Source organism: Brevundimonas sp. FV1ye4L (assembly GCF_058681255.1).
In genome coordinates, this window is sequence record NZ_CM178734.1 from 374,340 (window position 1) to 387,773 (window position 13,434).

At 65.5% G+C, this 13,434-nt stretch carries 13 protein-coding genes; 12 read left to right on the plus strand and 1 reads right to left on the minus strand.

Annotation, left to right across the window (positions count from 1 at the left end):
- Positions 1–195: 195 nt before the first annotated feature.
- Positions 196–609, minus strand: a complete 414-nt coding sequence (locus ACW17X_RS01810; protein ID WP_492099329.1) for a hypothetical protein — start codon at positions 607–609, stop codon at positions 196–198.
- A 420-nt stretch (positions 610–1,029) separates the two neighbouring features.
- On the opposite strand from ACW17X_RS01810, the gene ACW17X_RS01815 reads away from it, so the two are divergent.
- The 12 genes from ACW17X_RS01815 to lpxD all read left to right on the plus strand — a co-directional run bounded on the left by ACW17X_RS01815 (position 1,030) and on the right by lpxD (position 13,433).
- Positions 1,030–1,623 (plus strand): DUF4142 domain-containing protein, encoded by a 594-nt coding sequence (locus tag ACW17X_RS01815; RefSeq protein WP_492099331.1) that lies wholly within the window; start codon positions 1,030–1,032, stop codon positions 1,621–1,623.
- A gap of 224 nt (positions 1,624–1,847) precedes the next feature.
- A complete protein-coding gene (gene rpsB / locus ACW17X_RS01820) occupies positions 1,848–2,732 on the plus strand; it encodes a 30S ribosomal protein S2 (protein ID WP_492025305.1) in 885 nt (294 codons plus the stop codon).
- 144 nt (positions 2,733–2,876) lie between these two features.
- The gene (gene tsf, locus ACW17X_RS01825; protein WP_267513680.1) at positions 2,877–3,818 is read left to right on the plus strand and encodes a translation elongation factor Ts; all 942 of its coding nucleotides are present in this window, start codon (positions 2,877–2,879) and stop codon (positions 3,816–3,818) included.
- A 125-nt stretch (positions 3,819–3,943) separates the two neighbouring features.
- Positions 3,944–4,678: a UMP kinase gene (gene pyrH, locus ACW17X_RS01830; protein ID WP_492099332.1), complete on the plus strand. Its 735-nt coding sequence runs from the start codon at positions 3,944–3,946 to the stop codon at positions 4,676–4,678.
- 39 nt (positions 4,679–4,717) lie between these two features.
- Entirely contained in the window at positions 4,718–5,275 is a 558-nt protein-coding gene (gene frr, locus ACW17X_RS01835; protein WP_008263615.1) for a ribosome recycling factor, read from the plus strand.
- 37 nt (positions 5,276–5,312) lie between these two features.
- Positions 5,313–6,071, plus strand: a complete 759-nt coding sequence (gene uppS, locus ACW17X_RS01840; RefSeq protein ID WP_492099335.1) for a polyprenyl diphosphate synthase — start codon at positions 5,313–5,315, stop codon at positions 6,069–6,071.
- Positions 6,071–6,892 (plus strand): phosphatidate cytidylyltransferase, encoded by an 822-nt coding sequence (locus ACW17X_RS01845; RefSeq protein WP_492099336.1) that lies wholly within the window; start codon positions 6,071–6,073, stop codon positions 6,890–6,892. Before uppS ends, ACW17X_RS01845 begins: the two co-directional genes overlap by 1 nt.
- Positions 6,889–8,085: a 1-deoxy-D-xylulose-5-phosphate reductoisomerase gene (gene dxr / locus ACW17X_RS01850; RefSeq protein WP_492099338.1), complete on the plus strand. Its 1,197-nt coding sequence runs from the start codon at positions 6,889–6,891 to the stop codon at positions 8,083–8,085. The genes ACW17X_RS01845 and dxr overlap by 4 nt, the downstream gene beginning before the upstream one ends.
- 22 nt (positions 8,086–8,107) lie before the next feature.
- Complete coding sequence (locus tag ACW17X_RS01855) at positions 8,108–9,325, plus strand: M50 family metallopeptidase (RefSeq protein WP_492099342.1); 1,218 nt, start codon at positions 8,108–8,110, stop codon at positions 9,323–9,325.
- A gap of 29 nt (positions 9,326–9,354) precedes the next feature.
- Positions 9,355–11,772 carry an outer membrane protein assembly factor BamA gene (gene bamA / locus ACW17X_RS01860; RefSeq protein WP_492099345.1) on the plus strand — a complete coding sequence of 806 codons (2,418 nt, stop codon included), beginning with the start codon at positions 9,355–9,357 and terminating at the stop codon, positions 11,770–11,772.
- Between the two features lie 37 nt (positions 11,773–11,809).
- Positions 11,810–12,412, plus strand: coding sequence for an OmpH/Skp family outer membrane protein (locus ACW17X_RS01865; RefSeq protein WP_492099351.1), 603 nt, complete (start codon positions 11,810–11,812; stop codon positions 12,410–12,412).
- A gap of 7 nt (positions 12,413–12,419) precedes the next feature.
- The gene (gene lpxD, locus ACW17X_RS01870) at positions 12,420–13,433 is read left to right on the plus strand and encodes a UDP-3-O-(3-hydroxymyristoyl)glucosamine N-acyltransferase (protein WP_492099353.1); all 1,014 of its coding nucleotides are present in this window, start codon (positions 12,420–12,422) and stop codon (positions 13,431–13,433) included.
- Position 13,434: the final 1 nt, after the last annotated feature.

Here is a 13,434-nt window from a genome sequence, read left to right on the forward strand (position 1 = left end):
ACCCTGGGTAAAGGCTCCCGGCGGGTTCGTGCGGCCAGGTGACGGGCTCCGGCGCCGGCGGAGTGGGCTGCGGTTCAGCCGGCGGGACGGGAGGTGTGGATGGCGTCGCCGGGGCGTCCGCCGGGGGCGTCGTCTGGCCGCAGCCCGATGGTGAACAGGCGGCGAGCAGAAGAAGAGCGGGGAGGGCCAGACGTCTCACTGTCCGCCTCCGCCCAGCAGTTGCAGAGACGCGGCGAAGGCCAAGGCGGCCGGCTCCGTACAATCCGGCGGCCCCATGGAGTCACAGACGAAGGTCAGATTATAGGCGGCGCCGAACCGGACAAAGGCGACGTCGACGCCATATTCCGTCTGTTCGGTATGGACCTGCGTGAGGCCACGCTCCGCCGCCAAGGCGCGCGCGGCCGGCGCAGCCGCGGGCGGCCGCACCAAGGCTCGAGTTTGCGGGGCGACGGGGGCGGGGGGCGCGGCGCCCGTCGGTGACTGAAGCGCTCGGATCGAGCCGAAAATCTCGACGATCAAGCCCTCTTTGCGGACCACCAGCGTGTACTGGCGGTCGCCCGGGTAAAAGCGGGCGCTACGCAGCAGGCTGGGATCGGCGGGGCCAAGCACGGGGACCGGCGAGGCTTCGATCTGCGATAAGAGCGGCGCCGTTGCTCTGTCCTGGCCAAGAATGCTTCGAAGCCGCCCCGCCAAGGGATCTTGTCGCGCGAGACCGACCGCGGCCTGGTCCGCGCGACTGCGGGTAAGGGGAACCTCCGCCGGCGCCGGGCCAGCAGGTGGCGGTCGGTTCGCCTGCTGAGGCTGCGCCTGCGTCCAGGCAACGCCGGCCCCGAGAGCCGCCGCCGCAAAAATCGCCCCTAGGCTGGCTCGCCAAGCCATAGCCGCATCCCCCATTCTTCAGGTGAAAATATCACTGTTTGCTGAAGTGAGCGAGAGTCGGAATGCACGGATCGGAATATGGCTAAGCTTATGAAATCGTGGAACCTCGTTGTGGCGGAGGGGTTTTGAGGGTCTCAAGGGAGACAACCAATGAAGAATATTCTCATCGCCGGCGCCGCGTCGCTGGCTCTTCTTGCAGCCTGTAACCAGGGCGACGACACTGCGGCTCAGAATACCAGTGAGGCTGTGAACGCGACGCAGGACGCAGCCGCAGGCATGGTTGGGCAGACCTCTGCCGCCACTCTGGGCGCCAACACCGTCGATGGCTTCGTCACGAACTTGGCGGAAGGCAATATGTACGAGATCGAGGCCGCCCGTATCGCCGAGACCAATTCCAATAACGCCGACGTCAAGGCTTTGGCCTCGATGATCGAGGAGGACCATACGGCCGCCGGCGAAAAGCTGCGGTCGACGGCTTCCACCGCTGCTCCCGACGTCACCATGCCGACGATGCTGGACCAGCGCCGCCAGGGCATGATCGACAATCTGAACGCCGCCGCGCCTGACGACTTCAATAGGGTGTATCTGGATCAGCAGGTGGCCGCTCACAACGAGACTTTGACGCTGCTGAACGGCTTTTCGGACAATTCCGACGCCCCGGCCCTGGCGACCCTGGCGCGGGAGATGATCCCCACCATCACGAAGCATCGCGACCGGGCCCAGGCCTTGGTCAACGCCATGTAGTTTGATCCTCCGGGTTACAAGACGAGGGCGGTCCCGCAAGGGGCCGCCTTTCGCCTTTGTGGGCGCAGCGCTTGCTATTTGGGCGCATCCCGCCTACATGGCCCCCGCACTTCGCAACGCGGGCGAGGCGCGTTTCGGGGAGACATCCCGACACGCTCCATTCCGAGGGTCCTCAGGCCTTTAATCCCCGCGCCACGTTTGATCGGAAAAAGGAACTAACGATCATGGCTCTGCCTGAATTCTCGATGCGCACCCTGCTGGAAGCGGGCGCCCACTTCGGCCACCAGACTCACCGCTGGAACCCGAAGATGGACCGCTACATCTTCGGCTCGCGCTCGAACATCCACATCATCGACCTGTCGCAGACGATGCCGCTGTTCCACCAGGCTCTGGTGGCTGTGCGCGACGTCGCCGCCAAGGGCGGTCGCGTCCTGTTCGTCGGCACCAAGCGCCAGGCCGCCGATCCGGTCGCCGAGGCCGCCAAGCGCTGCGCCCAGTACTACATGAACAACCGTTGGCTCGGCGGCACGCTGACCAACTGGCGCACCGTCTCCGGCTCGATCGCCCGTCTGCGCGAGCTGGAAGGCATCCTCGAGAACGGCGGCGAAGGCCGCGTCAAGAAGGAGCTGCTGAACCTGCAGCGCGAGAAGGACAAGCTGGAACTGTCGCTGGGCGGCATCAAGGACATGGGTTCGATTCCGGACATCATGTTCGTGATCGACACCAACAAGGAAGCGATCGCGATCCAGGAAGCCCGCAAGCTGAACATCCCGATCATCGCCATCCTGGACACCAACTCGGATCCGGACGGCATCACCTATCCGGTCCCCGGCAACGACGACGCTGCCCGCGCCATCCAGACCTACTGCGACCTGATCGCCGACGCCGTCCTGGACGGCTTGGCCGCCGGCGCCTCCGCCTCGGGCGTGGACCTGGGCGCTGCGATCAATCCGGAAGAGCCCATGCTGCGTGAAGCCTCGACCCCGGTCGAAGCCGAAGCCGCGCCGGCCGGCACGGAAGAAGTCGCCGCTGAGATGCTGGCCTCGGACGACGCTTCGGCCAACACCGAAGCTCTGGACGCGGTCGAAACCGAACAGGCTGCAGGCTAAACGTCTGACGGCCTTCGCGCTAAAGCAGCGAGCCGCCGTGCGGCAAGCGATAGCGCAATATGAAGGCCGTGGTTTGAACTGACACACGGCCGGGCTAAGTCAGCCCGGCCGTTCCCACATACGAAATCCCCCAAGGAGAAGAACATGGCCGAGATCACTGCCGCCCTCGTGAAGGAACTTCGCGAGCGTTCGGGCGTCGGCATGATGGACTGCAAGAAGGCGCTGGTCGAAAACGACGGCAACATCGAAGCAGCAATCGACTGGCTGCGCGCCAAGGGCCTGTCCAAGGCCGCTAAGAAGGCCGACCGTGTCGCCGCCGAGGGTCTGGTCGCCGTGGCGTCCAAGGAAGACGGCAAGGGCGAAGTCGCCGCCGCCATCGAGTTCAATGCGGAAACCGACTTCGTCGCCCGCAACGAGCTGTTCCAGAACGCCGCCAAGTCGTTCGCCCAGCTGGGCCTGGAGCATCACTCGGTCGAAGCCCTGCACGGCGCCGAACTGGAAGCCGGCAAGACGGTCCAGGACGAAGTGACCAACATGATCGCCACCATCGGCGAGAACATGCAACTGCGCCGCGCCGCCCGCCTGTCGGTGTCGGAAGGCGTCGTTTCGACCTATGTCCACAACGCGGTTTCGCCGGGCGTGGGCCGTATCGGCGTGCTGGTCGCTCTGGAAGGCGAGGGCGACAAGACCGCCCTGCGCGAACTGGGCCGCAAGATCGCCATGCACGTGGCCGCGACCGCCCCGCTGTCGCTGAACACCGACGACCTGGACCCGGCCGCCATCGAGAAGGAACGCACCGTTCTGACCGAAAAGGCCAAGGAAGAAGGTCGCCCGGAAGCCATGATCGCCAAGATCGTGGAAGGCCAGATCAACAAGTTCCAGAAGGACGTGGTGCTGTCCAAGCAGCCGTTCGTGATGGACCCGGACGTGACCATCGAACAACTGGTCGCCAACTCGGCCAAGGAACTGGGCTCCTCCAACCTGCACCTGGCCGGCTTCGTCCGTCTGGCGCTGGGTGAAGGCGTCGAGAAGGTCGAAGGCCCCGATTTCGCGGCCGAAGTCGCCTCGATGATGGGCGGCAACTAAGCCTCACTCCCTCATTCGTGAGGGATTTCTATCAGAAGGGCGCGTTCGGCTTTGATGGTCGGCGCGCCCTTCGTCTATAAGAAGTCGCCTGATTCAACGGCGCCGCAGACAACGGACCCACCCGCATGCCCGACGCCCCCTCGAACTTCCGCTACAAACGCGTCCTGCTGAAGGTTTCCGGCGAGGTGCTGATGGGCGATCAGTCCTTCGGCGTCGACATGAAGACCGTGGACACGGTCGCCAAGGCCGTGGCGCAGGTCGCCGCCGAGGGCGTCGAGATCTGCCTGGTGATCGGCGGCGGCAACATCTTCCGCGGCCTGTCCAAGGCGGCTGCGGGCATGGAGCGCGCCCAGGCCGACTATATGGGCATGCTGGCGACGATCATGAACGCCCTGGCGATGCAGTCGGCGTTGGAGAAGATCGGCGTCTCGACGCGCGTGCAGAGCGCCATTCCTATGGCCGCCATCGCTGAACCCTACATCCGCCGTCGCGCCCTGCGTCATCTTGAAAAGGGCCGGGTGGTGATCTTCGCCGCCGGCGTCGGCGCGCCCTTCTTCACCACGGACTCCGGCGCCGCCCTGCGCGCCGCCGAAATGGGTTGCGACGCCCTGTTGAAGGGCACCAGCGTGGACGGCGTCTATACCGCCGACCCCAAGAAGGACCCGACCGCGACCCGGTACGAGACCCTGACCTATCAGGACGTCCTGGCCAAGGACTTGCGGGTCATGGACGCCTCCGCCATCGCCATGATGCGCGACACGGGCATTCCGATCGTCGTCTTCTCGATCCGCGAAGACGACTCCCTTCGCCGGGCCCTGACCGGCGAAGGCACCTGCACGATCATTCAGGACCTCGCCTGATCGTTCGGACGACCGTTCAAGACAAGAGAGACCAAGACCATGGCCAAGCCCGAAGTGAAAACCTATCGCGACCGCATGGAAAAGGCGGTCGTGGCGCTGAAGGAAGAGTTCAGCGGCCTGCGCACCGGACGCGCCAACGCCGGCCTGCTGGAGCCCGTGCGGGTCGAGGCCTATGGATCGGCCTCGCCCCTGTCGGCGGTGGCCGCTATCAGCGTGCCCGAGCCGCGGATGATCTCCGTGAACGTCTGGGACAAGGGGATGGTGGTCGCGGTCGAAAAGGCCATTCGCAACGCCAACCTGGGCCTGAACCCCATCGTCGACGGCCAGACGCTGCGCATCCCGGTGCCGCCGCTGACCGAGGAGCGCCGCAAGGATCTGGTCAAGCTGGCCGGCAAATACACTGAGCAGCAGAAGATCGCCGTGCGTAACGTGCGCCGCGACGCCAATGACGATCTGAAGAAGGCCGAGAAGGCCGGCGAGATCAGCCAGGACGAACAGAAGAAGCTGGAGGCGGACATCCAGAAGGAGACGGACGCCGCCATCAAGCGCATCGACGAGGCCTTGAAGACCAAGGAACAAGAGATCATGCAGGTCTGAGGCGGATCAACTTGGGCCTGAAGGGATCGAACGACAGATGACGGCAGACAGCGCCGCGCCTTCAGGCCCGGGTCCGGATGGACCGCGCCATGTCGCCATCATCATGGACGGCAATGGGCGCTGGGCGAAGGCGAGGGGGTTGCCGCGCGCGCTGGGCCACCGCGAGGGCGTCCAGGCGTTGAAACGGACGATCCAGGCTGCGCCGGACTTCGGCATCCGCTGCCTGACCGTCTTTGGCTTCTCGACCGAGAATTGGAGCCGCCCCGCCGAAGAGGTCTCGGACCTTATGGGACTGGTGCGGACCTATGTCGCCAGCGACCTGGCGCGGCTGGAAAAGGCGGGGGTGCGTCTGCGCATCCTGGGGCGTCGCGAGGGCCTGCCCGCCGACATCGCCGCCATTATCGACAAGGCCGAGGCGCAGACGGCCCACAATGAGAAGTTCATGCTTCAGGTCGCTTTCAACTATGGCGGCCGGGCTGATCTGATCGACGCAGCGCGGCGGCATGCGGAGCGCATCCTGGCCGGCGAGACGACCGAGCCGCTGAACGAAGAGAATTTCGCGGCTGGGCTGGCGACGGCGGGGTCGCCGCCGCTGGATCTGATTATCCGCACCTCGGGCGAGCAGAGGTTGTCGAACTTCCTGCTTTGGGAGGCGGCCTATGCCGAACTGGTGTTCCAGGACATCCTGTGGCCCGACTACGGCCCCAAGGCCTTGGGCGAGGCGGTCGCAGCCTTCGCCCAACGTGAGCGCCGCTATGGCGGACGAGAACCCGCGCCTGCCCGTGTGCCGGCCTGATGGCGGTCAAGGGACGTGATATCGCGCTGAGGGCGGCGTCAGCCGCCGTGCTTGCGCCGGCTGCCGTCGCGGCCACCTGGTTCGGGGGCGTCTGGTTCCTGGCGCTGGTTCTGGCCGCCAGCGTGGTGCTGTCCTTCGAATGGGGGGCGATGAGCGCGCCGGGAGCCCGACGCCCGGTCGGCGTCGCTGTCGCGCTCGCGGTCATGGCCTCGGTCGTCAGCGCCTATTTCGGCGTCATGTCCGTGGCCTTCGTCGTTCTGGTGTTCGGCGCGGCTGCGGCAGGCCTCTATGCCCGCAAGCAGGGACAGCAGGCGATCGATGCGGCCTATGGCGTCCTCTATCTGGGCTGGCCCTCCGTTCTGCTGATCTGGCTGCGTGACGGCGAAAGTCCGGTCGGGCTGCACTGGACGGCGCTGGTCTTCGCCGTCACCTGGTCGGCGGACATCCTGGCCTATCTGGCCGGTTCCACCTTCGGCGGCCCCAAGCTGTGGCCGCGCTATTCGCCCAACAAGACCTGGTCTGGTTTTGTCGGCGGCATTCTGGCGGGCGCAGTCGCCGGCGCCGTGCTGACGGCCTGGTTCGACATGGGGCGGCTGACGATTTTCTGGGGCGCGATCCTGGGGCTGGCGGCGGCGCTGGCGACCATGGCGGGCGATCTCTGGGAATCCGCGCTCAAGCGGCGGTTCGGGGTCAAGGACGCGGGCAACACTATCCCCGGGCATGGAGGCTTGCTGGACCGCGTGGACGGATTGATGTTCGCCGTGGTCGTGGTGGCGGCCGGCCGTCTGCTGGTGGTTCTTCTGGAACGAGGCGCGTCTTGATCCGTCGTCGCGTCACGGTTTTGGGCTCGACCGGCTCGGTCGGCTCATCGACGCTTGATCTGATGGATCAGGCCGAGGCGACGGGCACGGGCGGATTCGAAGTCGAGGCCCTGACTGGCGGCGCCAATATCGTGAAGCTGGCCGAGCAGGCGCGGCGGTGGAAGCCCAAACTGGCTGTGACCGCCGATCCGGCAAGGTTGGACGATCTGCGAGACGCTCTGGCGGGAACCGGCGTGGGTGTGGCGGCGGGCGAGGCGGCGATTGTCGAGGCGGCGACGCGGCCGGCGGACTGGATCATGGCCTCCATCGTCGGAGCGGCGGGGCTTAAGTCGGCCTGGGCGGCGGCGGACACAGGCGCAATTCTGGCTCTGGCGAACAAAGAGAGCCTGGTCTGTTGCGGACCCGCGCTGATCGAGCGCGTCAAGCGGGCAGGGGGGCGGCTGATCCCGGTCGATTCCGAGCATTCGGCCATCTTCCAGGTCTTTCCCGCCGAGGCGCCCGAACAGGTGGCGAAACTGGTGCTGACGGCGTCCGGCGGTCCTTTCCGGCAGACGTCGCTCGCCCAGATGGCGGGGGTCACGCCCGAACAGGCCGTCGCCCACCCGAACTGGAGCATGGGCGCCAAGATTTCGGTCGACAGCGCCACCATGGCCAACAAGGGCCTGGAGATGATCGAGGCTGCCTATCTGTTCGGCATGCCGCAGGAGCGGATCGAGGTGGTGGTCCACCCGGAGTCGATTATCCACAGCCTTGTGGAATATGTGGATGGCTCCACCTTGGCCCAGATGGGGCCCCCGGACATGCGCACGCCGATCGCCTGCGCCCTGGCCTGGCCGGATCGGATCGCCTGGCCTGCACCCAGGCTGGACTTGGCCGCCTTGGGGCGGCTGACGTTTGAAGCGCCCGATCTGGCGCGGTTTCCGGCCTTGGACCTGGCGCGCCAGGCACTGGCCGCAGGGGGCGCCGCCCCGGCTGTGTTCAACGCCGCCAACGAGGCGGCGGCCTTCGCATTTCTTGACCGCAAGCTGGGCTTTCTCAATATTGCCGCAGTCGTCGCCGAAACCCTTGAGCGTGCGACGAAAGCGGGGATGGTTTTCGGCTCTGGAGACGCCTGTGGCGCGGCCCTTTCGGTCGATGCCGAGGCCCGTCTGATGGCTGGGACCATAATCGCCGGACTGGCGAACGCGGCCTGATAGGCCTGGGGAGACGAATTTAATGCTGGGCGCCCTGGGTCAGATCCTGATCTACATCGTGCCGTTCCTGCTGGTGCTGACCTTCATCGTCACCATCCATGAGCTGGGTCACTTCCTGGTCGCCCGCGCCTTCGGCGTGAAGGTGGATCGTTTCGCTATCGGCTTTGGCAAGGCGATCTTCAGCCGCACGGATCGCCACGGCATTGAATGGCGGTTCGGCTGGATGCCGCTGGGCGGCTATGTGAAGTTCTCGGGCGATCTGGACGCCTCCAGCGTGCCCGACCAGGCGGGGTTGGCTGAACTGCGCCAGCGGGTGATCGCCGAGGGCGGTCCGGGCGCCGAGCGTGACTATTTCCACTTCAAGCCGGTATGGCAGCGCGCGCTGATCGTCGCGGCGGGCCCGATGGCCAACTTCATTCTGGCCATCACCATCTTCGCGATCGTTTTCATGAGCGTGGGGACGCAATTGCGTCCCGCCCGCGTGGCGCAGGTCCAAGCCGGTTCGCCCGCCGCTGCGGCTGGCTTTCAGGTCGGCGATCTGATCACCGGCGTGAACGGCAAGGCGATTAAGGACGGCGGCGAGGTGACTCGCACCGTCATGTTGTCGAGCGGCGATCCGGTTCGCTTCACTGTCGAACGTCAGGGACAGGCTGTTGAACTCACGGCCACGCCCGAACGTCGCGAGGAAAACGACCCTATCGCGGGGCGGGTCAAGGTCGGCCGTATCGGCCTGGGTCTCGCGCCGGCGCCCGGTGATCTGCGCCATATCCGCTATGGCCCGGTCGAGGCTGTGGCCGAGGGCGTGCGCCAGACCGGCGACGTCATCGGCTCGACCCTGACTTATCTTGGACGTCTGGCGACAGGGCGTGAGTCCGGCGATCAGTTCAGCGGTCCGCTGGGCATAGCCAAGGCGACGGGGTCTCTGACGACGGCTGCGGTCGAGGCCAATCCCGATCCCGGCGCCATCGCGATCAATCTTCTGCTGACGTTGACAACCTTCGCCGCCATACTTTCGATCGGAATCGGCTTTCTAAATCTGTTGCCCATTCCTGTGCTGGACGGCGGCCATCTGCTTTTCTACGGCTATGAAGCCGTAGCCCGGCGGCCCGTGGCGGCGCGGTATCAGGAGATGGGCTATCGCGCAGGTCTTGCGCTTCTGGCGGGATTTATGTTGTTCGCGACGTGGAACGACCTACAGAAGCTCAACATCTTCCAATTCCTCGGCGGGCTCGTCTCGTGAGCCGACGCCAGCCCCCGATGGTTTTCAGAATGAACGACATGAAATCTCGCGCCGCCGTCCGACTGGGCGCCCGTTCCAGCCTCCTCGCGCTGGCCGTCGCCGCCGGGCTCGGCGCCCCCGCTCTGGCGCAGTCGGCTCCGGCGCCTGCCCCCCAGGCCGCGCCCGCTGAAGGCCAACCGCCGCGAGTCGAGATCGCCGCGCCCCAGACGCTGACGGTCAACCGTATTCTGGTCCAGGGCGCGCAACGGATCGACCAGACGACGGTCCTGTCCTATCTGCCGATCCGTCCCGGGGACAATGTCGACGCCCAGGTGCTGGACGTCGCAGTGCGGACCCTGTCGCGCACCGGTCTGTTCGCCGACGTGCAGCTCGGCGTCCAGAACGGCGACCTGATCGTTCAGATCGTTGAGAACCCGATCATCAACCAGGTGGTGTTCGAGGGGAACAGCGCCTTGTCCGAGGACAAGCTGACCAAGGAGGTCACGCTCCAGCCTCGTGGCATCTATACCCGCGCCAAGGTGCAGGAAGACGTCGGCGCCATCGTCGAACTGTATCGCCTGCAAGGCCGTATTTCCGCGACCGTGACGCCCAAGCTGGTCCAGCTTGAGCAGAACCGCGTTGACGTCATCTTCGAGATCAACGAAGGCCCCCAGACCGGCATCAGCGCCATCAATGTGCTGGGCAACCAGGCCTTCTCCGACAATGACGTGCGTGACGTCATGGTGACGGAGCGCTCGCAGTGGTGGAAGTTCTTCTCCAGCAACGACAACTACGATCCGAACCGCCTGGATTATGACCAGGAGCAGCTGCGCAAATTCTATACGAACCGCGGCTATTACGACTTCCGCATCATTTCGTCGGTCGCCGAGTTGCAGCCGGATGACCAGGCCTTCCAGATCACGCTGACCCTGAACGAAGGCGACAAGTACAATTTCGGCAAGGTCGACGTCATCACCGAGAATGACCGCCTGAACGCCGAGTTCCTGAAGGCCCTGGTGCCGATACGCGAAGGCCAGCTCTATGAGAGCGACAAGATCGAGCAGGCGGTCGACGCCCTGACCTTCGCCGCCGGGTCGGCCGGCTACGCCTTCGTCGAAATCAATCCGACCTACAAGGCCAATCCCGAGACCGACACGGTGGACGTCACCTTCAACGTCTCTGAAGGCCAGCGCGTCTACATCGACCGCATCAATGTGGTCGGCAACACCCGCACTGTCGATCCGGTCATCCGGCGCGAACTGATGCTGACCGAAGGCGACGCCTTCAATCGCGCCCTGATGGAGCGTTCGCGCAACAATCTGCGCGCACTCGGCTTCTTCAAGGATGTGACGATCGAGGAGACGCGCGGCAGCGCGCCGGACCGTTCGGTCATCAACGTCAATGTCGAGGAACAGCCCACGGGCGAGCTCTCGGTCGGCGCCGGGTTCAGCTCGGTCGACTCCTTCACGGTCAACCTGGGCATCTCGGAGCGGAACTTCCGCGGCCGCGGCCAGAACGTCGTCGCCCGGATGGAATGGGGCTCGCTGCGCCAGCAGGTCGATTTCCGCTTCACCGAGCCCAAGTTCCTGGGCCGCGACCTGCGCGCCGGCTGGGATCTGTTCCACTCGCGCTACGACCTCAGCGAATATTCGTCGTACGACTACCGCTCGACCGGCGGCGGCCTGCGCCTGTCCTATCCGCTGAACGGCAATATGCTGCTCAGCACCCGCTACTTCCTGAAGTCGGACGAGATCATCGTGCCGACCGGCTATTGCACCACGACCGGCAGCGGTTCGTCGGCCCTGTGCGACCAGGTCGGCTCCTATCTGAACTCGTCGATCGGCTATACCCTGCAGATGAACTACACCAATGACCCGGTCCGGCCGACGCGCGGCTGGTCCAGTTCGTTGCGCCAGGACTTCGCCGGCATCGGCGGCGACGTGAACTATGTGAAGACTGAGGCCGACGCTGCCTGGTACTATGGCTTCACGCCGCAGTGGGTCGTCAGCGTTCAGGGCCAGACCGGCTATATCAGCGGCTGGAACGGCGATCCTATCCGGATCAACGACCGCTTCTTCAAGGGCGGCAACAGCTTCCGCGGCTTCGAAACCGCCGGCATGGGGCCACGCGATCTGGATACGACCGACGCCCTGGGCGGCAACTTCTATGCCATCGGCACCGTGCAACTAACCCTGCCGAACTATCTGCCCGAACAGTATGGCATCAAGACCGAGCTATTCGTCGATGTCGGTACGCTGGGCGTGCTCGATGACCGCTACAAGCTGACCTCGACCGGCACCGTCGATTCGACCATCGCCGACGAACTGTCGCTGCGGGCCTCGGCCGGCGTCAGCATCCACTGGAAGTCGCCGATGGGTCCCATTCGGTTCGACATCTCTAAGGTTCTGTCCAAGGAAGACTACGACAAGACGGAATCCTTCCGCTTCTCGACCTCCACCCAGTTCTAAGGAAGCGACGCAAAAGCGCTCGCACGAGGATTACCCCATGAAAGCTCTGATCATCGCCGCCACGGCCGCCGCTTCTCTGGTCGCCACCGCCGCCTCTGCCCAGACGGCCGCGCCTGCCAACCCGGGTCCGGTCGTTCCGGGCGTCTGCGTCTTTTATAACGCCCGCCTGCTGGCCCAGTCGGCCGCCGGTCAGGCCGTCGAGGCCCGTATGCAACAGCTGGCCCAGGAAGTTCAGGGCGAGCTCCAGCCCTACGCCACGGCCATCCAGTCTGAAGCCCAGCAGCTGCAGTCTCAGGGCGCCAGCATCCCTGCCGACCAGCTGCAACAGCGCCGCCAGCAACTGCAACAGCGCGCTCAAGAGGCCCAGCAACTGGAAGGCACGCGCGAGAACGAACTGCGCTACACTCTGGCCATGCAACGCCAGGCCATCACCGAGGCCGTGTCGCCCATCCTGACCGCCCTGTACCAGGAGCGCGGCTGCGGCCTGCTGCTGGACCGCGAGAGCGTCTTCATGATGAACCCGGCCATGGACCTGACCGATGCGGCCATCCAGCGCCTGAACACGGCCCTGCCGACCCTGTCGTTCAACCGCATGGCGGTTCCGGCCCAGCAGTCGCAACAGCCGGCCGCCGCCAACTAAGGTCCACATGCCCGATACCCGCTTCTTCGAAACCCTCGCCCCCCTGTCCGTCGCCGATCTGGCGGCGCAAATCGGAGGCGAGGTCGAGAGGGGCGGGGATCGGATCATAGGTTCCGTCGCGCCCCTGTCCTCTGCGGACGGGGGCGCGATCGCGTTTCTGGGCGACCGAAAGTTCGCTGCGGCCCTGGCGACGACCAAGGCGGGCTGTGTGATCGTGCCGGCCGAGGCTGTCGCATCCGCGCCGCCCGAAGCCGCTGTCATCGTTTCCCGCACGCCCCAGGCCTCTTGGGCCATGGCCTCGGCCCTGCTGCACCGCCCGGTCGCCCTCGATCGCGCCATCACGGCTTCCTCGGCGGCCGAAGACGACAGTGTGGTCGTGGAGCCGGGCGTGGTTCTGGGCGAGGGCGTCCGTATCGGACGCGGAACGCGCATCTGCGCCAACACCGTCATCGGTCCGGGCGTGCAGATCGGCCGGAATTGCGTGATCGGGTCGAACGTCACCGTCGGCTTCGCCCTGATCGGTGATCGGGTGAAGCTGTACGCCGGTGCGCGCATCGGCGAGGCGGGCTTCGGCGCCACCGGCACGGCCGCCGGCGCCATGGATATTCCCCAGCTGGGCCGCGTCATCCTGCAAGATGGTGTGACGGTCGGCGCCAACTCGTGCATCGATCGTGGCGCCTATGACGACACGGTCATCGGCGAGAACACCAAGATCGATAATCTGGTCATGGTGGGCCACAACTGCGTCATCGGCCGCAACAATCTGATGGCCGCCAATACGGGCATTTCGGGCTCGGTGACCAGCGGCGACAATGTCATCTTTGGCGGCAAGGCGGGGATCGGCGACCACATCACCATCGGCGAGGGCGCGCGGGTCGCGGCCGGGGCCGGGGTGCTGGCGAACATTCCGGCGGGCGAGACCTGGTCCGGTTATCCGGCCCGTCCGATCCGACAGTTCTTGCGCGAAACCATCTGGCTCGCCAAACAGGCCTCTTCAAAGAAGGCCCCGAAGGAATCATAGG